This is a genomic window from Erysipelotrichaceae bacterium 66202529 (assembly GCA_017161075.1).
Lineage (GTDB): Bacteria > Bacillota_I > Bacilli_A > Erysipelotrichales > Erysipelotrichaceae > Clostridium_AQ.
The window spans coordinates 1,952,915-1,977,813 of sequence record CP046174.1 but is presented as its reverse complement, the minus strand read 5'-3'; the positions used below and the strand labels follow the sequence as shown (position 1 = coordinate 1,977,813).

20 protein-coding genes are annotated in these 24,899 nt (G+C 47.2%); 3 read left to right on the top strand and 17 right to left on the bottom strand.

Going from position 1 to position 24,899, the window contains the following annotated elements; genetic code table 11:
• Nucleotides 1–84 precede the first annotated feature (84 nt).
• The gene (locus GKZ87_09350; GenBank protein ID QSI25667.1) at nt 85–981 is read left to right on the top strand and encodes a LysR family transcriptional regulator; all 897 of its coding nucleotides are present in this window, start codon (nt 85–87) and stop codon (nt 979–981) included.
• A 204-nt stretch (nt 982–1,185) separates the two neighbouring features.
• Here GKZ87_09350 and GKZ87_09345 read toward each other — a convergent pair whose 3' ends face one another.
• Nucleotides 1,186–2,154: a phosphotransacetylase gene (locus GKZ87_09345; GenBank protein QSI25666.1), complete on the bottom strand. Its 969-nt coding sequence runs from the start codon at nt 2,152–2,154 to the stop codon at nt 1,186–1,188.
• Between the two features lie 173 nt (nt 2,155–2,327).
• On the opposite strand from GKZ87_09345, the gene GKZ87_09340 reads away from it, so the two are divergent.
• A complete protein-coding gene (locus tag GKZ87_09340) occupies nt 2,328–2,678 on the top strand; it encodes a hypothetical protein (protein QSI25665.1) in 351 nt (116 codons plus the stop codon).
• An 81-nt stretch (nt 2,679–2,759) separates the two neighbouring features.
• Nucleotides 2,760–3,446, top strand: coding sequence for a phosphatase PAP2 family protein (locus tag GKZ87_09335; protein ID QSI25664.1), 687 nt, complete (start codon nt 2,760–2,762; stop codon nt 3,444–3,446).
• Nucleotides 3,447–3,500: 54 nt separating this feature from the next.
• Here GKZ87_09335 and GKZ87_09330 read toward each other — a convergent pair whose 3' ends face one another.
• The 16 genes from GKZ87_09330 to GKZ87_09255 all read right to left on the bottom strand — a co-directional run bounded on the left by GKZ87_09330 (nt 3,501) and on the right by GKZ87_09255 (nt 24,678).
• A complete protein-coding gene (locus tag GKZ87_09330; protein ID QSI25663.1) occupies nt 3,501–4,388 on the bottom strand; it encodes a fructose bisphosphate aldolase in 888 nt (295 codons plus the stop codon).
• A gap of 181 nt (nt 4,389–4,569) precedes the next feature.
• On the bottom strand, nt 4,570–5,310 hold the full coding sequence (gene pflA, locus GKZ87_09325; protein ID QSI25662.1) for a pyruvate formate lyase-activating protein: 741 nt from the start codon (nt 5,308–5,310) through the stop codon (nt 4,570–4,572).
• 55 nt (nt 5,311–5,365) lie between these two features.
• A complete protein-coding gene (pflB, locus tag GKZ87_09320) occupies nt 5,366–7,621 on the bottom strand; it encodes a formate C-acetyltransferase (GenBank protein ID QSI25661.1) in 2,256 nt (751 codons plus the stop codon).
• A 641-nt stretch (nt 7,622–8,262) separates the two neighbouring features.
• Nucleotides 8,263–9,084, bottom strand: a complete 822-nt coding sequence (locus tag GKZ87_09315) for an SDR family oxidoreductase (protein QSI25660.1) — start codon at nt 9,082–9,084, stop codon at nt 8,263–8,265.
• Between the two features lie 305 nt (nt 9,085–9,389).
• On the bottom strand, nt 9,390–12,596 hold the full coding sequence (gene carB, locus GKZ87_09310) for a carbamoyl-phosphate synthase large subunit (protein QSI25659.1): 3,207 nt from the start codon (nt 12,594–12,596) through the stop codon (nt 9,390–9,392).
• Between the two features lies 1 nt (nt 12,597).
• Nucleotides 12,598–13,674, bottom strand: coding sequence for a glutamine-hydrolyzing carbamoyl-phosphate synthase small subunit (gene carA, locus GKZ87_09305; GenBank protein QSI25658.1), 1,077 nt, complete (start codon nt 13,672–13,674; stop codon nt 12,598–12,600).
• Nucleotides 13,675–13,768: 94 nt separating this feature from the next.
• Nucleotides 13,769–14,407 (bottom strand): orotate phosphoribosyltransferase, encoded by a 639-nt coding sequence (locus GKZ87_09300; protein QSI25657.1) that lies wholly within the window; start codon nt 14,405–14,407, stop codon nt 13,769–13,771.
• Nucleotides 14,408–15,109 (bottom strand): orotidine-5'-phosphate decarboxylase, encoded by a 702-nt coding sequence (gene pyrF / locus GKZ87_09295; protein ID QSI25656.1) that lies wholly within the window; start codon nt 15,107–15,109, stop codon nt 14,408–14,410. It lies immediately after the preceding gene.
• Complete coding sequence (locus GKZ87_09290) at nt 15,109–16,017, bottom strand: dihydroorotate dehydrogenase (protein QSI25655.1); 909 nt, start codon at nt 16,015–16,017, stop codon at nt 15,109–15,111. Before GKZ87_09290 ends, pyrF begins: the two co-directional genes overlap by 1 nt.
• Nucleotides 16,017–16,763 (bottom strand): dihydroorotate dehydrogenase electron transfer subunit, encoded by a 747-nt coding sequence (locus GKZ87_09285; protein QSI25654.1) that lies wholly within the window; start codon nt 16,761–16,763, stop codon nt 16,017–16,019. The genes GKZ87_09290 and GKZ87_09285 overlap by 1 nt, the downstream gene beginning before the upstream one ends.
• Nucleotide 16,764: 1 nt before the next feature.
• Nucleotides 16,765–19,980 carry a carbamoyl-phosphate synthase large subunit gene (carB, locus tag GKZ87_09280; protein ID QSI25653.1) on the bottom strand — a complete coding sequence of 1,072 codons (3,216 nt, stop codon included), beginning with the start codon at nt 19,978–19,980 and terminating at the stop codon, nt 16,765–16,767.
• A 1-nt stretch (nt 19,981) separates the two neighbouring features.
• Nucleotides 19,982–21,061, bottom strand: a complete 1,080-nt coding sequence (carA, locus tag GKZ87_09275) for a glutamine-hydrolyzing carbamoyl-phosphate synthase small subunit (GenBank protein ID QSI25652.1) — start codon at nt 21,059–21,061, stop codon at nt 19,982–19,984.
• Entirely contained in the window at nt 21,058–22,350 is a 1,293-nt protein-coding gene (locus GKZ87_09270; protein ID QSI25651.1) for an amidohydrolase family protein, read from the bottom strand. Before GKZ87_09270 ends, carA (GKZ87_09275) begins: the two co-directional genes overlap by 4 nt.
• 33 nt (nt 22,351–22,383) lie before the next feature.
• Entirely contained in the window at nt 22,384–23,274 is an 891-nt protein-coding gene (locus GKZ87_09265) for an aspartate carbamoyltransferase catalytic subunit (protein QSI25650.1), read from the bottom strand.
• A gap of 475 nt (nt 23,275–23,749) precedes the next feature.
• Nucleotides 23,750–24,490 (bottom strand): hypothetical protein, encoded by a 741-nt coding sequence (locus GKZ87_09260; GenBank protein QSI25649.1) that lies wholly within the window; start codon nt 24,488–24,490, stop codon nt 23,750–23,752.
• Complete coding sequence (locus tag GKZ87_09255) at nt 24,469–24,678, bottom strand: hypothetical protein (GenBank protein ID QSI27930.1); 210 nt, start codon at nt 24,676–24,678, stop codon at nt 24,469–24,471. The genes GKZ87_09260 and GKZ87_09255 overlap by 22 nt, the downstream gene beginning before the upstream one ends.
• Nucleotides 24,679–24,899 lie beyond the last annotated feature (221 nt).

Below are 24,899 nucleotides of genomic sequence, written 5' to 3'. Positions count from 1 at the left end.
GTAAATGTATTATATCATCGTCATATAATTATGAAAATTTTATATATTTTATGAGATAGTTAAATTATCTTTATGGGAGGATTTATGGAACTGCGTACATTGCGAACATTTCAACGGGTGGCTCAGCTCAAGAGCTTCTCAAAGGCTGCCGCAGCATTGGGATATACACAGGCAGCCGTCACAATTCAGATTCAGCAGCTGGAAAAGGAGCTGCATACCAGATTGTTTGACCGATTTGGAAAATCCATTTCCCTTACGCAGCAGGGAGATATCTTCTATGCCTATGCGTGCCGTATTTTAGAGGAGAGTGAAAAAGCCAAGCTCGCTTTGCAGGAGGCACAGGAGTTAGCGGGACATTTACGAATCGGTATGACCGAATCCCTTTGCGCATCGTCCTTTCCCAAGCTGCTCCATGCGTTTCATAAAGCGTATCCGCGAATTACTATCAGCGTGGAAACCTCATCACCGGAGATTTTGCTGGATATGATGAATCATAACGAGCTGGATATCGTTTATTTTATTGACCGCCGTCAGTATCATCACGACTGGATCCGTGTTGTGGATGAACCGGAGGAAATTGTGTTTGTATGTCATCCGCAGCATCCTCTCACACAAAAAAAATCCATTCTATTAAAGGATATACTGCAGGAGGAGCTGATTCTTACGGAAAGCGCTGCCAGCTACCGCTATGAACTGGAGCAGTACGCCTTATCCATGAAGCAGCAGGTTCACCCGTATCTGGAAATCGGCAATACGGAATTTATCATAAGGGAGCTGCTGAGTGAACCGGAAATTTCGTTTCTTCCTGCCTTCTGTGTGCGGCCCTATGTGGAGCAGAAGCGTCTGTCCATCCTTCACCCAAAAGACTTCCAGCTTCATGTATACCGGCAGATCGTCTATCACAAAAGTAAATGGCTGACGCCGCATATGAATGCTTTTTTATCCTTTGCGGATACAGAGGGAAGAAGAAAGAAGGCGTAGGCTTTATATTCCCCTTACTATGCAGACTTTTCAAAGCAGGTGCGTATTTCAGATATATCGCTTTCTGAAAGCATATCACTGGAGCAGGCCTCCAACAGCAGCATTGCAAAACAAAGGAGCTGTTCCTTTACACTTCTTAAAAAGTGTTTGAAACAGCTCTTTTTTAGTTTTCAAAATATCTTGGGGACTTCCCTACCGGTATCACTATCTCATCTCCACTGCCTGCACACCGGTAATGATGCCGATGGAATATATCGTATCCACACTTGCTCTTCTTGTCAGAATATTGACCGGCTTACGCAAGCCCTGCAGGATCGGTCCAAACATGGTAAAGCCGCCAAGCTCCACTGCAATTTTATAACCGATATTCCCGGCATCAATATTAGGAAAAATCAAGGTATTCATCTTTCCAGCAATGCTGGAATCCGGTGCTTTCACCTTTGCGACAAGCGGGGATATGGCGGCATCTACCTGAATTTCTCCGTCAACTGCAAAATCCAGCGGCATGCGTTTCAGATGCTCAGCCACAACACGCACCTTGTCAACGCTTGCCCCGCTACCTGAGCCAAAGGTGGAATAGGATAAAATCCCTACCCTTGGTTCAATACCGAACTGCCGTGCTGTACGTGCGCACTGCAAGGTGATTTCCACAAGCTCCTGCACATTCGGATCCACATTCAATGTGCAGTCCCCCATGATATAATGAACATTCTCCTTCTCCAGCAAAACACAGCTGGATACCGTACGCTCTCCTTCCGCTGTCCGAATCAGCTGCAGGGCCGGCCGCATGGTTTGTGCGGTAGTCGCCACAACACCTCCAACCAGGCCGTCGATATAGCCAAGCTCCAGGTACATCGTCGAGAAGTAGTTAACATCCTGCAGCTTTTTTTCACATTCCTCCTGACTCCAGTCACCGCGGCGGATCATCAGCATACGCGCCACCATTTCATGCTTATTCGCAAAGCTCTCGATATCGGCTATTTCCACACCGCTAACATCCACGCCCATTTCCTTCGCATGCCAGAGAATCTCCTTTTTATGTCCAATCAGAACAGGTAATATAAACCCATTTTCCACATGCCGTATGGCTGCCTGTATCACATCGGGGTTGGCTCCCTCCGCAAATCCGATTCTGGGATGCTTTCCCAGCAGATGATGCTCCAGATTCTTCATATTATCATCACACTCAACTTTCCTCTGTAGCTATTCTACCACCTGTGGAATCGCTTTCAAATAAAAACTTTATGAATTTTTTCACAACACGAAATTAAGGATTTCTCTTGCAAGTAGCTGCCGTTGTGTCGTACAATGACCTTAACAAAAAAAAACAGAAAAGAGGTATGTTCATGAACGTGGTATTTCACATTGATGAAGAAAAGCGGTGGCCGCTTGTGCAGGGAAATGTTACGCATATGCTTGCATACTGTGAACAATCAGGTGAAGCATTTCACATCGAAATCGTTGTCAACGGCAGAGCTGTCCGCCAGCTGCGCAAGGAAGCAGCAGTCCAGCTGGAATACAGCGATATCTTTTGTGACTTTATGAAGCGCGGTGTCGTCATTGCCGCCTGCCGTAATGCGATGAAAGGGCAAAAGGTAGAGGAGCAGGAGCTGTTAGACGGTGTTGCCACCGTGGCAAGCGGCGTTGTTGAGCTGGCACTAAAACAGCAGGAGGGATATTCCTACATCAAACCATAATCCGGCACAGGTCGGATTTTTTTATTGAAAGAAATGGAATTTCGTACTATAATAAATACTATTCGTAAAAGGAGGATGCCTATGCTTAAAAAAACAGCAGCCTGGATCAGAGAGCATCCCTATTCTCTGTGTCTTCTGTATTTTATTCCCTATTTAATTTATTTTGAGCTTCTGGAAAACTTTGCGGTTCCCAGATTTATCATACACTGTCCGCTGGACGACTGGATTCCCTTTCATGAGGGCTTTGTAATTCCTTATTTTGCATGGTTCCCCATGCTTGCAGTATCCCTTGGCTATTTTCTGTTTCACTCGCGTAAGGATTTTCTGGACCTGTGCTTTATCATGTTCAGCGGTATGACCATCTGTCTCATAATCTATACCCTGCTTCCCAACGGCCTGCAGCTGCGTCCGGTTGTGGAGCATGACAACCTGCTTGCCAAAATCGCAAGCCTGCTGTATGCCATTGATACGCCGACCAATGTCTGTCCTTCCATTCATGTTTCCAGCACGGTTGCCATCATGATGATCGTACAGCGTTATCAAAATTTTCGCCATCCTGTACTGATCAAAGGCATTACGATATTCACCGGTATTGCCATCTGCCTGTCTACGGTCGTTTTAAAACAGCATTCTGTCATCGATGTAATTCTCGGACTTATTCTGACGCTGCTTTTATATCGTGTCTGCATGCAGACGGACTGGCTGAGATATATGCAAAGAATACCATATAAACGGCTTCTTTACCGCAACGCAAAAGATGCAGAGTAGCCTCACTCTGCATCTTTTTTCATACCCGTATATTATATTTGATATTGCATCTTTCTAGGTGATGCTGGCATCGTAAATGGACTGAATGGATTCCTTTAACAACGCCTCAAATTCCTCATCACTCTGCGTAACACTGAGCCCCTGTGACAGAGCACGGGAGAAGCTGGCAATCAATCCTGGGTTTCTTGCAAGACGCGCGTTTGCTTCATCTCTTGTATAGCCGCCGGATAATGCGACAACACGCAGTACATGCGGATCCTCCATCAGCTCACTGTAGAAACCGTCAACACTTGGAATACTCAGCTTAAACATGATGATTTCATCGTCCTGCAATAACGCCAGATGCTTTTTGATTTCCGCTTTTAACAGGATTTCACAATCTGCCTTATCCGCTGCATTGATATCCACCTCAGGCTCCAGAATCGGAACAAGACCTGTAGCACAAATTCTCTTACCGATTGCAAACTGCTGTTCTACGATTGCACGGATACCATCAGTATTGCTTTCCTTAATGATAGAACGCATTTTCGTACCGAAAATATGGCGTTCCTTTGCTCGTTCAAGCAGTTCATCAAGCTGTGGCATCGGCTTCATAAGCTGTACACCATGTTCCAACGGAGCCAGCCCCTTGTCAACCTTCAGAATAGGGAGAATCTCCTTCTGATTCCACAGATAATCTGCCGTATACTCCCCGTTCACCTTACGATCCATGGTGTTCTCAAACAGAATAGCTGCGAGTATATGCTCGCTTGTAAAGGAAGGGCACGTCATAATTCTGGTTCTCATTTCATGAACCAAATCAAACATTTCTTCATCGTTATGATACGCATCTTCTGCGATACCATACAGTCGAAGTGCTTTGGGTGTACTGCCTCCGCTCTGATCGAGTGCAGCAATAAACCCTTTGCCTGTGTGCATGCGAATACGTTTAGAATCCTTCATGATACTACCTCCTTCCATCTATTGTCATCATACCACTTTTTCAGGAGGAAGGATAGTAAAACATCCTGTATGCAAAGAACCCTTTCAAATACAAAGCAAAAAATTCCGCAAACAAACAGTGTGCAGCTGCTTTTGTGTAAATAATAAGCAGCTGCACACTCGTATGTGTCATAGTATGATCTTACCCTTTGTAATCGGCTGTATGAAGCAGTGCATTAGCATGTGCTATAAGCTCCTTTTTTGGAGGCTGCACATCATGTAATGCATAGGAATATCCCAGCTCCTTCCATTTGTAGGCACCCAGGGAATGATAAGGAAGAATTTCCACGCGTTTTACATTATGCAGCGTTTGAATAAAGGTATCCAGCTGTTTCAAATCCTCATCGCTGTCATTGATACCCGGCACCAGAACATGACGGATCCAGACCGGCTTGTTAATCTTAGACAGATACCTTGCCATATCCAAAATATTCTGATTGCTCTTTCCGGTCAGGGCAATATGCTTTTGTTCATCCAATACCTTGAGATCCAAAAGCAGAAGATCACTGACCTCCATCAGCTTCTGGAATTTCTCAAAGAATATATCCTCTGTGGTAAATGGATTTCCCGCGGTATCAATAACGGTATGGATGCCCTCTTTTTTAGCCTGTTGAAACAAATCCAGCAGAAAATCAATCTGCAGCAGCGGCTCTCCCCCGCTGACGGTAATCCCGCCGTTTTTCCCCCAGTAGCTGCGATAGCGCAGCGCTTTTTTCAGCAGCTGCTCGCTGTCTGTATCCGGTTCCCCGCATTTCCAGGTATCCGGATTATGACAATATTGACAGCGCAGCGCACAGCCCTTTAAAAATATGACAAAGCGTACACCCGGCCCGTCGACAGAGCCGAAGGTTTCAATCGAATGAACAGCACCCTTTACACTCATGCTTTTACCTCCCAAAAGTAGAAAGGTCTGTTTTTAAACAGACCTTATCAATTCATTACAGACTTGCATGGCAGGTTCTGGAAATAACATCCATCTGCTGCTCACGGGTCAGGTCAATAAATTTAACGGCATATCCAGAAACGCGGATCGTGAAATTCGCATATTCCTCTTTTTCCGGATGCTCCATGGCATCCTTCAATTTTTCAATACCGAACACATTAACATTCAGATGGTGAGCACCCTGGTCAAAATAACCATCCAGAACATTCACCAGATTATTTGCGCGTTCATCCTCATCATGTCCCAGTGCATCCGGGTTGATTGTCTGCGTATTGCTGATACCATCAAGCGCATATTCATACGGCAGCTTGGTTACGGAATTTAAAGATGCCAGCAGACCGTTCTGCTCTGCGCCATAGGAAGGATTCGCTCCCGGTGATAACGGCTCTCCGGCCTTACGTCCATCCGGAAGTGCTCCAGTTGCCTTACCGTATACAACGTTTGAGGTAATGGTGAGAATTGAGGTTGTCGGCTCAGAATCACGATAGGTGTGACGCTTTTCGATTTTTTCCATAAAGGTTTTTAACAGCCATACCGCAATATCATCCGCACGGTCATCATCATTTCCATAGCGAGGGAAATCCCCTTCGATTTCATAATCAATAACCAGTCCATCCTCATCACGAATTGTTTTTACCTTGGCATATTTGATTGCTGCTAAAGAATCCACGACATGGGAGAAGCCGGCAATACCGGTTGCGAAGGTTCTGCGCACATCGGTGTCGATCAGTGCCATCAAAGAGCTTTCGTAATAATATTTATCATGCATATACTGAATCAGGTTCAAAATGTTGACATACAGATCAGCCAGCCATTCCATCATGTTGTCATACTTGTGCATAACCTCATCGTAATCCAAATATTCACTTGTGATTGGACGATATTCCGGGCCAACCTGTGCCTTTGTCTTTTCGTCAATACCGCCGTTGATCGCATACAGCAGACATTTTGCAAGGTTTGCGCGTGCTCCGAAGAACTGCATTTCCTTACCGGTCTGGGTTGCACTTACACAGCAGCATACCGCATAGTCATCGCCCCATACCGGACGCATGACATCATCGTTTTCATACTGGACAGAGCTTGTCTCAATAGAGATACGTGCGGAATAGGTCTTGAAGTTTTCCGGTAGATGGGAGGAATACAGCACCGTCAGATTAGGTTCCGGTGCAGGCCCCATGTTTTCCAGTGTATGCAGGAAGCGGAAATCGGATTTAGTAACCATGTGACGTCCATCCATTCCAAGTCCTGCCAAATCCAGCGTAGCCCATACCGGGTCACCGGAGAACAGCTGGTTATAGGAAGGAATACGCGCGAATTTCACCATACGGAATTTCATAGTCATATGGTCAATCAGCTCCTGTGCTTCGCTTTCATTAAGAATGCCTGCTTCCAGATCACGTTCGATATAAATATCCAGGAAGGTGGAAACACGGCCGACACTCATAGCAGCACCGTTTTGTGTTTTAATGGCAGCCAGATAGCCGAAATACAGCCACTGTACCGCTTCCTTTGCATTGTGTGCAGGCCCGCTGATATCAAAGCCGTACAGGGCAGCCATCGCCTTCATACCCTTCAGTGCCTTGATCTGCTCTGCCAGCTCTTCCCGCTGACGGATGATGTCATCGCTCATGACACCACAGCCGCAGTTGGCTTTATCCTTTTGCTTCTGCTCAATCAGATAATCGATACCATACAGCGCAACACGGCGGTAATCACCGACGATTCGCCCGCGGCCATAGGTATCCGGAAGTCCGGTAACGATTTTATTACGTCTGGCAAGACGCATTTCCGGTGTATAGCAATCGAATACAGCATCGTTGTGTGTCTTGTGGTATTCATGGAAGATTTCATGCAGCTTTTCACTTGGCTCATAGCCGTATGTCGTACATGCTTCCTCACTCATTTTGATACCGCCGTATGGCATGAAAGCACGTTTCAGCGGCTTGTCTGTCTGCAGACCGACTACCGCTTCCAGATCCTTTAATTCATCCCTGATATAGCCCGGCCCATAGGAAGTCAAAGAGGAAACGATTTCTGTTTCCATATCAAGAACACCGTTTTTAGCGCGTTCTTCCTTCTGCAGCTTCTGCAGTTCTCCCCACAGCTTGTTTGTTGCTTCCGTAGGCTCTGCCAGAAAAGCCTCATCTCCATCGTATGGCTTGTAGTTGTTCTGAATAAAATCCCGAACATTGATTTCCTCTTTCCAGAGGCGGCCTGTAAAGCCTTCCCATTCTTTGCGTTCATTCATCATAAATCCTGCGTCCTCCTGTTTCATTCTGTTATGAAATGGTTTCGTAAGATAAATCATAGGACTGATTCATCCACAAGAAAAGAGCCGACAGTTGTCCCGAGCTCTTCTGCCCAGACGGTCGGCTCTTATCCATTATACTCCCTGTGGTCAATTCCACTTCCGTCAGTCATATAACTGCCTAAACTGTATCATTTTTTTTGCCGAACGTCAATAGGCATGCATTGAAAAAAAGCTTACAAAAAAGCAGACTGAGAGCTGCTGTACAAAGCAGAAACAGACAGTCTGTAATGAAGTCAGATCTTTGGCTGGTTGTAAGGTTATAAGGAAAACAAAGACACTGCAATCTCTTTGTTAGTTTTATCTAACTCCATATATAGAATACCACAATTTCCAGCTTCTGTCAATACAAACGATTATTTTTTGATCGAAGTGTCCTTCTTGCTTAGGAAGCAGCGATATAACGACTGCACTTCTGAATTCTGCCAGATAGCTCATAATACTGTATCCAGACCAAGCAACTTCTAACTTTGACTCTTCGCTTACAGTACGGAAGCAATCGTTCTGTGCAGGAAGCTCCCTGCAAGCGCGAAGAAAGAAAAAACGAAGAGAAGGCTGTGCTCTCTTCGTCCGTGCTTTACATATCAATACACCGTAAAGCCGCCATCGCTTGCCACGATGCTTCCGGTGATATGTCTTGCCTCATCACTGGCAAAGTACAGAATGGTCGCTGCCTGCTCCTCACTCGTCGCATTGCGATGCTGCAGCGTTTCTGTCTTACCGGCAATCATGGAATTTTTCATAAATTCCTGCGGATCCTTGCCCTGTGCCTTTAGCTCCGCAATCTTAGCATAAATTTTTTCTTTTGCTGCCTCTGTCAGCGGTGTATCCGTACCTGCCGGACAGACAGCATTACATGTGATGTTCCTATTGGCATAATCCATTGCTGTGGACTTTGTCAAACCAACAACACCGTGCTTGCTGGCAACATAAGCAGGGCCGGCTGGTGTCGCACGAATACCGGCTACGGAAGCTGTGTTCACAATACAGCCGCCGTTCTCATTTTGCATCATGTACTTTACTTCCTCGCGTATGCAGTAAAACATCGCTGTCAGGTTGGCATTTACCACACTGAACCAGTCATCATCAGTTAAATCCTCGATTTTCTTAGAATCACCGACAATCCCTGCATTGTTCACCGCAATATCCAAGCGCCCGTATACCTCCATGGTTTTTGCATACAGGGCAAGAATATCCTCTTTTTTAGTCACATCACAGCGAACAAACAATGCTGTTCCTCCATTGTCAGTAATCGTCTTTTCAATCGCTTTTCCGCGATTCTCATTTCTACCGGCGATAACCACTGCTGCACCCTCAGCGCCGGCTCTGATGCATACGGCCTTCCCAATTCCGGAAGTACCTCCTGTTACGACCATAACCTTGTCCTTGAAACGTTGTGTAAACATAGAAAGCTCCTTTCTGTTTTCTTGTCTTAATTATAGCGCTTTCAGTACGAAAAAGCCAGTATTCCCCCGTATTTCAGCGCTTTATAGACTTGCAGGTGAACAATGAAGTCAGTATCCGCTGCTTTATGGAAAACGAAAGTCTTTCGCTGTATAATTTCCTTCCTGCATCAGCAGACAGCACACCCGTATGAGTGCTCCTTATTTTCTATAAGCTATACCGCTATGGGGATGCAACGAATTGTGAACAGACATAGAAAAACAGGAAAGTACAGCTGCGATTGTCTGCACTCTCCTGTTTATTCATATTATTTTTCCAGCTCATTCATGGAAATCGTTGTAAAATTCAACGATTCCAGCACCTTCAATATTGCATTTGCCGTATCAAAGGAGGTAAAGCAGCTGATATTGTTTTCCGCGGATACCCGGCGGATCAGGAAGCCGTCATTGGTTGCCTCTTTGTTTCCGCTCGACATGGTATTGATTACATAATTCACCTTTCCCTTACGGATGACATCCAGCACATTCAGATCACCGCTTTGTGCGATCTTATTGACATTCTTTACGAACAGTCCGTTTTCCTGCAGGAAGCTGGCGGTACCGCTGGTCGCATAAATACCATATCCGATGGCAGAAAAACGCTTCGCTATCGTCAGGCCCTCTTCCTTATCATCATCCGCTATGGTCATCAATACATTCCCGTGATTCGGAATGCGGACACCGCTTGCCAGCAATGCCTTGTACAATGCCTTTTCCAGTGTCACATCACCGCCCAGCGCTTCTCCGGTGGACTTCATTTCTGGCCCCAGCACCGTATCCACACTGCGCAGCTTCGCAAAGGAGAATACCGGAGCCTTCACAAACACACGATCCGCAAATGGACGAATACCTTCCTCATAGCCCTGTTCCGCCAAAGTATCGCCCAGCACACAGCGCGTTGCGATATGACTCATCGGCACCCCTGTGATTTTGCTTAAAAACGGTACAGTACGGGAGCTTCGCGGATTGACCTCCAGCACATAGACCTGCTCAGTGTCAGCCTCTACAATAAACTGGATATTGTACAGACCGATAAAGTGAAAGCCTTTCCCGATGCGGATACCATAGTCAATAATGGTATCGCGTACCTTGTCGGAAATAGTTTGCGGCGGATAGACACTGATGGAATCTCCGGAATGGATACCGGCACGCTCGATATGCTCCATAATGCCCGGTATATATACCTGCTCCCCGTCACAGATCGCATCGATTTCCAATTCCTTGCCAACGATATATTTATCGACCAGAATCGGTGCATCGTGGCTGATTTCCTTTACTGCCGTTGCCATATAGATACGTAAGTCCTCATCGTTGTGTACGATTTCCATCGCACGTCCACCCAATACATAGGATGGGCGCACCAGTACCGGATATCCAATGCGATTCGCAATCTTTACAGCTTCCTCCACCTCAACGGCAGTCTGTCCGGTTGGCTGAGGAATATCCAGCTCATGCAGCATCGCTTCAAAGGCGTGACGATCCTCCGCACGGTCGATATTTTCCAGAGAGGTTCCCAGAATTTTGACACCGCGCTCTACCAGCTGATCAGCCAGGTTGATTGCCGTCTGACCGCCAAATTGCACCACAACGCCCAGCGGCTGCTCCAGATCGACAACATGCATGACATCCTCTATCGTCAGCGGCTCAAAGTAAAGCTTATCGGAAATGGAGAAATCCGTGGATACCGTTTCCGGATTGTTATTGATTACAATCGCCTCATAGCCGCACTCACGCAGGGTCATGACGCAGTGCACCGTCGCATAGTCAAACTCCACACCTTGTCCGATACGGATTGGGCCGGAGCCTAATACGATAATTTTCTTACGGTCACTGCGATAGGATTCATTCTCCTGCTCATAGGTGGAATAGAAATACGGTGTCGCACTTTCAAACTCCGCCGCACACGTATCGACCATTTTGTATACCGGTACAATGCCGTTTGCCTTACGCAGCTCATATACTGCACGCTCATCCATCCCCCACTTACGGGCGATGTAGGAATCCGCGAAGCCGTTTTCCTTGATATGACGTAAAACCTGCACATCCTGCGGATTCTTCATCATTTCCTGTTCCAGTGCAATGATATTTGCGAATTTATGCAGGAAGAAGAAGTCGATTTTGGTAATCTCATGAATGCGCTCTAGGGATTCCTTACGACGGATTAGCTCAGCGATACCAAACATACGCAGATCATCCTTCACTGCAATTTTCTCCCACAGTTCCTCTGTTGTACAGCCATCAATTTCCTTATTGTCAATATGATCGCATTTCATTTCCAGAGAGCGTACCGCCTTCAGAAAGCTTTCCTCAAAGGTTCGTCCGATGGACATAACCTCTCCGGTTGCCTTCATCTGGGTTCCCAAACGGCGATCAGCACGCTCGAATTTATCAAACGGGAAGCGTGCCAGCTTGGTAACGATGTAATCTAGAGAAGGCTCAAAGCAGGCATAGCTTGTTTTTGTGATCGGATTGATAATTTCATCCAGCGTCATACCGACCGCAATTTTCGCAGCCAGCTTGGCAATCGGATAGCCGGTCGCCTTACTTGCCAATGCAGAGGAACGCGATACACGCGGGTTCACCTCAATAATGTAATATTTGAAGCTGTTTGGATCCAGTGCCAGCTGGACATTGCAGCCGCCGCATATCTTCAATGCACGAATGATTTTCAGACTGGCATTGCGCAGCATCTGATGCTCACGGTCGGATAACGTCTGTACCGGTGCGACAACCATGGAATCTCCGGTATGAATACCGACCGGGTCGATATTTTCCATATTGCAGACGACAATGGCGTTATCATTGTAATCACGCATGACCTCATATTCAATTTCCTTAAAGCCGGCAATGCTGCGTTCAATCAGGCACTGGTGCACCGGTGACAGCTTTAACCCGTTGTCCGCAATGACACGCAGCTCCTCCTCATTATCCGCAAAGCCTCCTCCAGTTCCTCCCAGCGTATAGGCCGGGCGAACGACAACCGGATAGCCAATTTCATTCGCAAAGGAAATGGCCTCCTCTACGGTATGTACAATATCGCTTTCCGGTACAGGCTCCTTGATTTCATACATCAGATCACGGAAAAGCTCGCGATCCTCAGCCTTGTTGATCGCATCCAGGTCCGTACCCAGAATTTCCACCTCATACTCCTTTAGTATACCGGAATTGGCAAGCTCTACGACCAGATTTAACCCGGTCTGACCGCCCAGACTTCCCAGGATAGCATCCGGGCGCTCCTTGTATATGATACGACTCGCAAACTCCAGTGTCAGCGGTTCGATGTAAACGCGGTCTGCGATTGCTGTATCCGTCATAATCGTTGCCGGATTGGAGTTGATCAGAATGACCTCATAGCCCTCCTCACGCAGAGACTGGCATGCCTGGCTTCCTGCATAGTCAAATTCAGCGGCCTGTCCGATTACAATCGGTCCGGAACCGATCACGAGTATTTTCTTAATGTCCATACGCTTTGTCATATTATGCAGTCTCCTTTTCCATCAGTTCCATGAACGCATCAAACAGATAGTTCGCATCCTCCGGCCCCGGTGCAGCCTCCGGATGGTACTGCACACTGAAAACCGGATATTGCTTATGGCGGACACCCTCCACACTCTTATCGTTTAATGCCTGGTGTGTCATTTCCAGCTGTGTACCTGCCAGACTTTCCGCCTCGACAGCATAGCCGTGATTCTGAGAGGTGATTTCCACCTTTCCGGTTGCCAGATTTACAACCGGATGATTGCAGCCGCGGTGTCCGAATTTCAGCTTTACGGTATTTGCCCCACATGCCAGTGAAATCAACTGGTGTCCCAGACAGATGCCGAATATCACTACCTGTCCAATCAGCTCACGGATAACCTCGATTGCATCTCCCATATCCTTGGGATCCCCGGGACCGTTGCTCAGCATCACCCCATCCGGATGCAATGCCAGAATAGCCTTCGCGCTTGTATTGTAGGGAACAACGATCAAATCACAGCTTCTTGCGGACAGCTCACGAATGATGCCGTGCTTTGCCCCGAAGTCCATAAGTACGACCTTTTTCCCGCGGGATGGAATCGGGAACGGCTTCTGCGTAGATACTCTGGCAACCTGATCGTGGAGAAAATCCGTTTCCTTCAGCATCGCTACAGCTGCTTCCACATCCGCATCCTCCTCTGCCATAATGGCACGCATCGTTCCACTGCTGCGCAGCTTTCTGGTGATTGCGCGTGTATCCACATGGGAAATACCGGGAATATCCTTTAATTTCAGAAATTCATCCAGTGAAAGATCACAGCGGAAATTGCTTGGCTGTTCACAGTATTCCTTTACCACAAAGCCGAACACCGCTGGGTCCAGACTCTCAAAATCATCACGGTTGATGCCGTAATTGCCAATCATCGGGTAGGTCATCATGACGATCTGTCCGCAATATGATAAATCGGACAGTACCTCCTGATAGCCGCTCATTCCGGTATTGAACACCAGCTCACCTACCTGATAATGATCCGATCCAAAGCCATAGCCTTCATATACACTGCCGTCTTCCAATATCAGTAAACGTTTTTTCATATAGCTCCTCCTGTAAGTCCTTACAAATCCTGTTTCCACCAAAAGGGCATAGAATGCATGCACATCCTACGCCCCTTTGCGTTTGTTTCTTCTCTTATTTTTCCATCCAGGACTCATCCTTTGGATCCTGTTTCCAGGCCTTTAATTTTTCAAGGTCTGCATCCTTTATATACTCGTTTTCCAGCGCTACATCGATCAATACATCGTAATTGCTCAAGGTCTTAAATTCACACTGAATGCTGTTAAATAATTCGGTAGATGCCGGTAACAGATAGGTGAAGATTGCCACAACGCCCAGCACCTGAGCACCAGCCTCGCGCAGGGATTCAATAACATCCTTAACGGAGCCACCGGTAGAGATCAGATCCTCAACCACGACGACCTTTGCGCCCTTTTCAATTTTTCCTTCTATTTTATTTCCTTTGCCATGGCTCTTGTTGGAGCTGCGTACATAGCCAAACGGCTTATCCAGCTTATCCGCAACCATAGCTCCCCATGGAATCCCGGCAGTAGCCGTTCCGACGATTACCTCTGCATCGGCATATTCCTTTTTGATCAGCTCCACAAAGCCGTCTACGACCACACTGCGTTTTTCCGGAAAGGAAAGCACCAGACGGTTGTCACAGTAAATCGGTGACTTGATACCGCTCGCCCATGTAAACGGAGCGTTTGGCTGCAGGGATACCGCCTTGATATCCAGCAGGTTTTTCGCAATAGTTTTTTCGATTTGCATTTAGTTTCCCTCCATTGTCTGTTCAATTTCGTGATAGGTAGCCAGCGGGTCCGCACTCTTGGTGATACTGCGTCCCACAACGATGTAGTCACAGCCCTCCTCTTTGGCGAATGCCGGCGTCGCAACACGCTTCTGGTCATCCTTGGAATCATCGGATAAGCGAATACCCGGTGTTACCGTCAGAAAATCTGCACCGCATGCCTCATGAATTCCTCTTGCCTCATGCACAGAGCATACGACGCCATCCAGACCGCTTTCCTTTGCCAGCTTAGCATAGGAAATCACGACATCCTTTACCTCACCCGGAATCAGAAGCTCTTCATTCATCGCTTCCTGTGATGTACTGGTAAGCTGCGTCACGGCGATACACAGCGGACGCTTTCCGTTTACAGCACCCTCCGCAAGACCCTCCATAGCAGCCTTCATCATGGCACTACCTCCGGCCGCATGCAGATTGACGATATCGACATCCAGCTTTGCCAGATTTTTCATTCCGTTTTTCACGGTGTTTGGAATATCATGCAGCTTCAGATCCAGAAAGATCTTGTGACCGCGGCTCTTGATTTCGCGAATCATTTCAAATCCGAAGGCATAGGTCAGCTCCATTCCGACCTTTACATAAATCGGCTCCTCAAACTTGTCGAGGAAATTCATGACATCTTCTTTTCTGGAAAAATCCAGGGCAACGATTGTTCTGCTCATTAACGAAAGCTCCTTCCAACAGCCTCATGTAAACTGTTATTTCCATATTTCTTCAGGACTTTTGGCAAATCCTCTATTATTTTAACACAACACAGCGGATCAATAAAGTTCTGCATCCCAACTTCTACCGCACTTGCTCCGGCATACAAAAATTCCAGAACATCCTCAGCTCTGGTGATACCGCCAACACCGATGATCGGGATGCTGACAGCCTGTGCCACCTGATAGACCATGCGTATCGCAACTGGCTTGATGGCAGGGCCGCTCAGACCTCCGGTCACATTGGCGAGAATCGGCTTGGCGCTATGGTAATCCAAGCGCATGCCCATCATCGTATTGATGAGGACAAGACCATCCGCTCCCGCTTCCTCAACCGCTTTGGCAATCGCAACGATATCGGTAACATTAGGAGACAGCTTGACATAGACCGGTTTGGTTGCGGCCTCCTTCGCCATGTGGGTAACACGCGCTGCCAGTGCAGGATCTGTTCCCAGACCGATGCCGCCATGCTTGACATTGGGACAACTGATATTCAGCTCGTATGCCTTAACGACATCGCTGCTATTCAGCTTTTCGATGACCTCGACGTATTCTTCCTCACTGGCGCCTGCGACATTGGCGATGATTTCCGTATCAAACTGTGCCAGCCATGGCAGCTCACGTTCCATAATAACATCCACACCCGGATTTTGCAGGCCGATGGCATTCAGCATACCGCTCGGTGTTTCCGCCACGCGCGGTGTCGGGTTACCAAAGCGGTTATGCGGGGTTGCACTCTTGATTGCAATCCCTCCCAAAAGGCTTAAATCATACAGCTCGGCAAACTCACGGCCGAAGCCGAAGCAGCCGCTGGCCGGGATGATTGGATTCTTTAAATGAAGTCCGGGCAATTCTACATGCAGATCCATCAGTATTCCACCTTTCCGATTGGGAAAACAGGCCCTTCCTTACAGATGCGGTGGTACATGTTTTCTTCCTTCTTATCCTTTGCCACGCATGCCATACACGCTCCGATGCCGCAGGCCATACGGCTTTCAAAGGACATATAGCCGCGGGTATAGCTTGCTTCTACTGCCTTCAGCATGGGTCTTGGGCCGCAGCTGTACGTAAAGTCACAGGTGATCTCATGTTCCTTAATTGCATCCATCACCGTTCCCCTTGTACCGTAGCTGCCATCCATCGTCGCTATGAAGACCCTGCAGCCAAGGCGCTGAAATTCATTTTCATAAAATACACTTTCCTGATCATTAAAGCCCAGTACCACATTTACCTCAGCCTGAATGCCTCGATACTGCTTAGCCAGCTCATAGAGCGGTGGTACGCCTACGCCTCCGCCAATGAGCAGGACTTCCTTTTCCTCCTCATGAATCGGATAGCTGCTGCCAAGAGGGCCGAAGATATCAAGGATTCCCTGGGTACGCAGCCGTGTCAGCGCTTCTGTGCCATCGCCCACCACCTTATAAATGATGACAAAGCGTGTGGTATCCTCAATGGAACAGATGCTGATGGGGCGGCGCAGCATAAAGCCCTCCACCTGTATATTCACAAACTGTCCCGGCTTCATATCCCTTGCAAGGGATGCCTGGATTTCCATTCTCCAGGTATCCTTTGCTATTTTTTTATTGCTTAAAACAAGTCCTTTTTCTTCCTGCATCTTACCCCTCCAGTTCATTCATAGATATCGTTGTAAAGGTCTGTGATTCCAGCACGCGCAGGATTGCATTTGCCGTATCCAGCGATGTGAAGCAGCTGATATTGTTCTCAGCGGCAGCACGGCGGATTTCAAACCCATCCCTGCTGACCTCACTGGATATGCTCATCGTATTCACTACATAATTGACACGCCCCTTACGGATCACATCAATGACGTTGTTGTCGGTTTCTTCCTTTACCTTATCCACGGTTTTTACATAGATGCCGTTTTCACACAAATACTGTGCCGTTCCCTTTGTCGCATAGATGCCATAGCCGATGGCAGAGAAGCGCTTCGCAATCTTCAGCCCCTCCTGCTTGTCATCATCCGCAACAGTGATCAGCACATTGCCGTGCAGCGGAATTTTCACACCGCTTGCCAGCAGCGCCTTGTATAAGGCTTTTTCCAGCGTCACATCCCCGCCGAGTGCTTCTCCGGTGGATTTCATCTCCGGACCTAAGGTCGTATCGACACTTCTCAGCTTCGCAAAGGAGAATACCGGTGCCTTGACAAAGACACGCTCCCCTTCCGGATGCACACCTTCCTCATAGCCCTGTTCCGCTAAAGAATCACCAAGGACACAGCGTGTTGCCACATAGGACATCGGCACATTGGTCACCTTGCTTAAGAATGGAACGGTACGGGAGCTTCGCGGATTGACCTCCAGCACATAGACGCGCTCCTCACCACTTTGCTTATCCGTTTCAACGATAAACTGAATGTTGTACAGACCGATGAAGTGGAAGCCTTTTCCAATACGGATGGCATAATCGGTAATTGTATCCTTGACCTTCTGACTTGCCGTTGGAGCAGGATAAACGCTGATGGAGTCACCGGAATGCACGCCCGCACGTTCGATATGCTCCATGATACCAGGAATGTACACATGCTCTCCATCACAGATCGCATCGACCTCCATTTCCTTACCGATGATATATTTATCAACCAGAATCGGTGCATCGTGGCTGATTTCCTTTACTGCCGTTGCCATATAGACACGCAGATCGTCATCGTTGTGTACGATTTCCATCGCACGTCCGCCCAGTACATAGGATGGACGCACCAGTACTGGATATCCGATACGGTTGGCGATGCTCACCGCTTCCTCTACCTCGACTGCAGTTTCCCCCTGCGGCTGCGGGATGTTCAGCTTATGCAGCATTTCCTCAAATTCATGGCGATCCTCTGCACGGTCGATGTTTTCCAGAGAGGTTCCCAGGATTTTAACACCGCGCTCCACCAGCTGATCAGCCAGATTGATGGCCGTCTGTCCACCAAACTGCACCACAACGCCCAGCGGCTGCTCCAGATCGATGACATGCATGACATCCTCGATCGTCAGCGGTTCAAAGTACAGCTTATCGGAAATAGAATAATCTGTTGACACGGTTTCCGGGTTGTTGTTAATAACGATTGCCTCATAGCCGCGTTCACGAATCGTTTTCACACAATGTACTGTCGCATAGTCAAATTCCACACCCTGACCGATACGGATCGGCCCGGATCCTAAAACGATAATTTTGCGGTTGTCACTGCGTACGGACTCATTTTCATGCTCATAGGTGGAATACAGATACGGCGTATGAGAAATATATTCTCCCGCACAGGTATCCACGTTTTTATATACCGGAACGATTGCGTTCTGTTTTCTTGTATTATAAATATCCGCTTCCTCAACACCCCAGCTTCTCGCAATCCAGGAGTCCGCAAAGCCCATTTTCTTGGAAGCCTTCAACACATCCAGATTCATCGGATGCGCTTTGATCTGTGCCTCCTGCTCCACGATATTCTTGAAACGGTTCAGGAAATAGCGATCCATTTTCGTCACATCGAAGATCTTTTCGATATCCGCTCCCTTTCGCAGCAGAGCGGTAATGACATAAATGCGCTCATCATCACACTGAGCAAGCTTCTTCCACAGGGCTTCCTCGCTCATTTCATTGATTTCCTTCTGTTCCAGATGATCCGTCTTCATTTCCAGAGAACGGATTGCCTTTAAAATTGCCTCATCAAAGGTACGCCCGATGGACATAACCTCTCCGGTCGCCTTCATCTGGGTTCCCAGCGTGCGATCTGCCTTCGGGAATTTATCAAAGGCAAAGCGCGGGAATTTCGCAACAACATAGTCAATGCATGGCTCCACACAGGCATAGCTCGTCGTGGTAACCGGATTGATGATTTCATCCAGCGTCAGACCAACAGCAACCTTGGCTGCCAGCTTGGCAATCGGATATCCGGTGGCCTTGGAGGCAAGTGCTGAGGAACGGGATACGCGTGGATTTACCTCGATAACATAGTAGTTAAAGCTGTTAGGATCCAGCGCCAGCTGCACATTGCAGCCGCCGCAGATTTTCAATGCACGTATGATTTTTAATGCAGATGCACGCATGATGCCGCATTCCCGATCGGTTAGCGTCTGCGTAGGCGCCACAACAATGGAGTCTCCGGTATGGATACCAACCGGATCGACATTTTCCATATTGCAGACAACAATGGCATTATCCGCATTGTCACGCATAACCTCATATTCGATTTCCTTATAGCCGGCAATGCTTTGTTCGATCAGACACTGGTGTACCGGTGAAATCTTCAAGCCGTTATCACAAATGGTACGCAGCTCCTCCTCACTGTGGGCAAAGCCTCCCCCGGTTCCTCCCAGGGTGAATGCAGGACGGACAACAACCGGATAGCCGTTGCTTTCGGCAAAGGCCACAGCCTCCTCAATGGTATGTACGATCACACTTTCCGGAACCGGTTCTCCGATTTCATACATCAGCTCACGGAATTTATCACGATCCTCCGCTTTTTCAATCGCATCCAGCGCTGTTCCCAGAATTTCTACCTGATATTCGTCCAGAATTCCGCTTTCTGCCAGCTCGACAACCAGATTTAACCCGGTCTGTCCGCCCAGACTTCCCAGAATCGCATCCGGACGCTCCTTATAAATGACACGGCTCGCAAATTCCAGTGTCAGCGGTTCAATGTAGACACGATCCGCAATCACCGTATCGGTCATGATGGTGGCAGGGTTGGAGTTGATCAGAATAACCTCATAGCCCTCCTCACGCAGTGCCGTACATGCCTGACAGCCGGCATAGTCAAATTCCGCAGCCTGTCCAATGACGATCGGCCCGGAGCCAATCACCATAATTTTCTTAATATCGCTTCTTTTTGGCATTTTACTCAGCACTCCTTTCTTTCATCACCTTGCAGAAATCATCAAATATATAAGTACAGTCGTCTGCACCCGGTGCTGCCTCCGGTTCAAAGGAATAGGAAAACAGCGGATAGGTTTCATGTGTAAAGCCCTCAATAGAACCGTCATTCAATGCCGTATAGGTCGTAATCAGTCCGGTTCCCTCCAGGGAATCCGGCGCTACCTCATAGCCGTGGTTCTGTGCAGTAAATTCAATTTTATTTTTCTTCAGATTGCGAACCGGAGAGGAATTTCCATGATGTCCAACCTTCATTTTCACAACCGTTGCCCCGCAGGCTGCCGCAATCACCTCATGTCCCAGACCGATTCCAAGCATTGGGACACTGCCAAGCAGCTCACGGCAGGTGGCTACTGTTTCCGGAATGTCCTGTGGTGCACCCGGGCCGCCGCTTAACACGATCCCGTCCGGATGAATGGCCAGAATATCCGCAGCACTCATATTATAAGGAACGACGATCAGATCACAGCCACGCATATTAAACTCCCGGATAACTGCGAATTTGGTGCCGATATCCACCATGACGACCTTCTGTCCGCGGGATGGAATCGGAAACGGCTTCACTGTGGAAACAGCCTGTACGCCATCACTTGGCAGCTCGCTTTCCTTCAGCATCGCTACGATTGCATCCACGTCTGCATCCGCATCTGCCATAATTGCCTTACAGGTACCGTGATCTCTGATTTTTCTTGTAATTTCGCGTGTATCAATATCCGCAATACCCGGAATCCCCTTCAGCTTCATGAAAGCATCCAGTGTCATATCACTGCGGAAATTGCTTGGTGTTTCACAGTATTCCTTTACCACAAAGCCAAACATCTTCGGAGAGATGCTTTCAAAATCATCGCGGTTAATACCGCAGTTTCCCATTGCCGGATAGGTCATCATAACGATTTGTCCGTAATAGGACAGATCGGAAATAATCTCCTGATAGCCGCTCATTCCCGTCTGGAAGATCAGCTCTCCCATCTGATATGTATCACCACCAAAGGCGATACCCTCATAAACACTGCCGTCTTCAAGAATCAATAGTCGCTTTTTCATTTCAGCAAGCCCTCCCTGTTATCATATACGCAAATTCCATCCACAAATGTCTTAACAACAAAGCCCTTGCAGGCAACACCGTCAAACGGCGTATTTTTACCCATGGAATAGAATTCCTGTTTGTCTATCTTTTTCACACTGTCCAAATCCACCAGGATAAAGTCTGCGGTATAGCCTTCCTTCAGCTTTCCCTTACGCTCCATACGGAAACGCTTTGTGGCTGCCTCACTCATCCAGGTTACCAGCTGTTCCAGCGTGAAGATTTTCTCCTGCGCAACAAAGCGGGTATACAGCAGTGGAAATGCCGTTTCCAGAGCTACGATCCCAAACGGTGCCTGCTCCATACCTCTGTTTTTTTCTTCCTCGCTGTGCGGTGCATGGTCGTTCGCAATCATATCGATGGTACCATCCAGCAGTCCCTGAATCAATGCCTGACGGTCTTCCTCCCTGCGCAGCGGCGGATTCATTTTATGATTGGGATTCTCAACTGCCGTTTCGTTTAACAGCAGATGGTGTGCTGTTACCTCGCCGCTCACATCTAAGCCTTCCGCCTTGGCCTTTCGCAGTGCCTCCACGCTTTCCTGTGCACTCATATGGCATACGTGATAGCGGCAGCCGGTTTCTGCGGCCAGCTTCAGATCACGCTGTAGCTGTACATATTCACAGGCGCTTGGAATGCCGGTAAGTCCCAGCTCCTTGCTGCGGCTTCCCTCATGCATGCATGCCTTCGGCAGACGGTAACGCATGTCCTCAGTATGAGCAACGATGATACCGTCAACCTCGCGGCATTTACGCATCGCACACTGCATCATGTCCGCCGTTGCCACACCAACACCGTCATCGCTGAATGCTTGGATTCCCATAGCACTCAGTCCCTCCATATCACTCAGCTCCTTACTGGCTTCCGCCTTTGTGATACAGGCATAGGGAAGAACATGTACCAGTGCGTCCTGTTTGATTTTTTCCAGATAGGCACGCATGGTTTCGGTATTATCCGGATAGGGAATGACATTGGGCATAGCCATTATCGTCGTAAAGCCGCCATGTGCTGCGGCCGCTGTACCGCTTTTGATCGTTTCCTTATGTGCGTAGCCTGGCTCACGTAAATGTGCATGGACATCAATCAGCCCGGGAAGCAGTACCTTATGCTCTGCCGCAATGACCTCCTCTGCCAGTGCGGGATCAATATGCTTCGCGATTTTGATAATCTGTGTTTCGTCAAAGAGAACATCCATTGCCTCTGTGGCATTCCCCTTTGTGATGATTTGTGCCTGCTGTATCAGCTTCATATGCGCACCTCTTTCCTTTTGTTTTATGTAGCACTAGCGATCAAAGGTATAGCCGAGTGCGCGTTTGATCACTGCCTTACGCACGAGTACACCATTGCTCATCTGCTTGAATATGCGGCTGTTTGGCGCTTCCACCAGATCACTGTCGATTTCCACTCCGCGATTGACCGGAGCCGGATGCATGATGATCGCATGCGGCTTCATCATCGCTGCACGCGCTTTGGTCAAACCGTAGCGCTTCAGATATTCAGCCTTGCTCATGGCCATGGTTTCCTGATGACGCTCATGCTGTATTCGAAGCATCATGACCGCATCTGCCCACTGTACCGCTTCATCCACGCTTTTATAGTACGCGTCCCGGGCAACCCATTTATCCGGGCCGGAGAATGCAATTTCACCGCCGAGCAGCTCAAGTGCTTCCCGCAGGCTGTTTGCGACACGGGAATGTACAATATCTCCAATGACAGCCACCTTAATACCCTGAAACGTGCCAAATTCCTGATACAATGTAAGCAGATCTAACAGACACTGTGTCGGATGATTCCCGCAGCCATCCCCTGCATTCAGAATTGGAATGGTGATATTTTCAAGCTCCTTGAAATATTCATCCGTACGATGCCGTATGACGACTGCATCATATCCAATGCTTTCAAAGGTTTTAACGGTGTCATACAGGGTCTCCCCTTTTTCCACGCTGCTTCCTTGAGCACTGAAATTCTCAACGCAAGCTCCCAGCTGATGCTCAGCACTCGCAAAGGAAAAATGCGTCCGGGTGCTTGGCTCAAAAAAAAGATTAGCAATCAGCGTCTTACGCGGAAATTGCCAATCTGACTGGGAACTGGAAAAAACAGCAGCATCCTCGAGAATATGAAAAATCTCTTCACTCGTTAAATCGCAGATTCTCAGTAAACTGTTCGTATTCATATGCTCTCCTCCTGCCGGTCCTACAAAAAAAGATCCGTTTTGATACACAAAAGGACCCTTTCTATACACTTCAGGTTTGCTGATTGCCTTCATAACCTCTCTGGATTATCTTAAAGGACCTTTTATCACTCAATATTTTACCATATATCTGTCGTATTGCAAGATTTTTTTACATGACTTATCATGCAGGAAAAGGCTGCCGTTACTATTCACCGATAAAAGATAGCATTTAGGAAAAGCGTTATGAAATGCGCCTTAGAGAAGTCACATTATCTTAAAGCTAAAAATCACCTATATAGAATAGATATCAGATGAATCAAAAGAGCATGATTGCCTGCTTTTATTTATACTATACTGTATTCCCTGATAAAATCTGCATATCTTGAGGCTCTGTTTCATAAACATCTCGTATAAAAACTGCACAAAAAAACTGTTTTCGTTCACATAAAACAGTTTTTTTGTGGCTTTATATGTATTATTTGTTGCCCGTAAGCTGATCCTTTAGTTCCTGCAAGGTATCACAGGTGAATAACAAATTGAATACAAGGTCGAGCTGTTCTGTTGTTAAAGAACATAACCATGTTGAGCAGTCTTCATGATATTTCTTTACCATTTGTCTATTCAACAGCATTCTTTCACCCTCTTTTTGCCCCTGTTCAATTCCATGCTCAACGCCATCCTTGAAACTATCCAAAATGGCATTTTTTTCGCGCTGTTCCTGTATCTGCGTTGCCATCGCTATCGACCAGAGGTCTTCTGCGTCATGAAATTTCTTGTACTTTTCCATTACCTTCTTCACCAGCCTTTCCTCTGTTTTTAGTATACCATCTTTATCATTATTTTTAAACAAATAACACAATTGTTCAAAGTCATTCAGCTTCTCAAATCCTTTGCGCTTAACGATTGCATCTATCTCCGGCAGATAGATGTAAATTCGCTTCATTAAACTGCGCTTACTTTCTACTTCTCCTTCCGCATTTCTCATCTGATAGGCATCAATTAACTTCTTCGTGTGTTCTGCATAGGAATCAAGAAAGATTATTTGATAAACAGGGAGAAGATCATAATACCTATCTCCGCTATCGAGCTGATTCGATAACATTCTGGCTCCGTACAGTTCAAAGCGTTTTAACTCTGATTGCTTTGAATAGGTAGTCTGCATCTCGATGCCGTATTCTCTTCCTTCGCAGTCCTTCACACGGATGTCCAATACCATTTTTTCTTTTTGAGTATAGCAGGATCCAGATTAGGATTTAATACGGTACTCTCCTTAGGATGGATTCCTGTCACTCGTTCAATAATGGTGTTACGGATAAACGCAGCATCTTCATCCTCTGTGCCAAGAGCGAACTTAAAAAAAATATCGTTATCATATTTCAGTCGTTCCTGCACCTCTACCTTCATATCTTTATTCTCTGTTACATCTTTTGTAAGCATATTCTTCACATCCTTTCGTATACAGTCTTATGCTTTACACTACTACATACGTAAGGAAAATGTAAAATTCCTAAAAAATTAGAAAAATTCTTTATATATTTCATAATATGCCGCCTTACCAAAGCCGGAAAATGGAAGGTATGGTAAAATACCCTTCTCTTCGATATCACCTACACAAAAGCCATAAT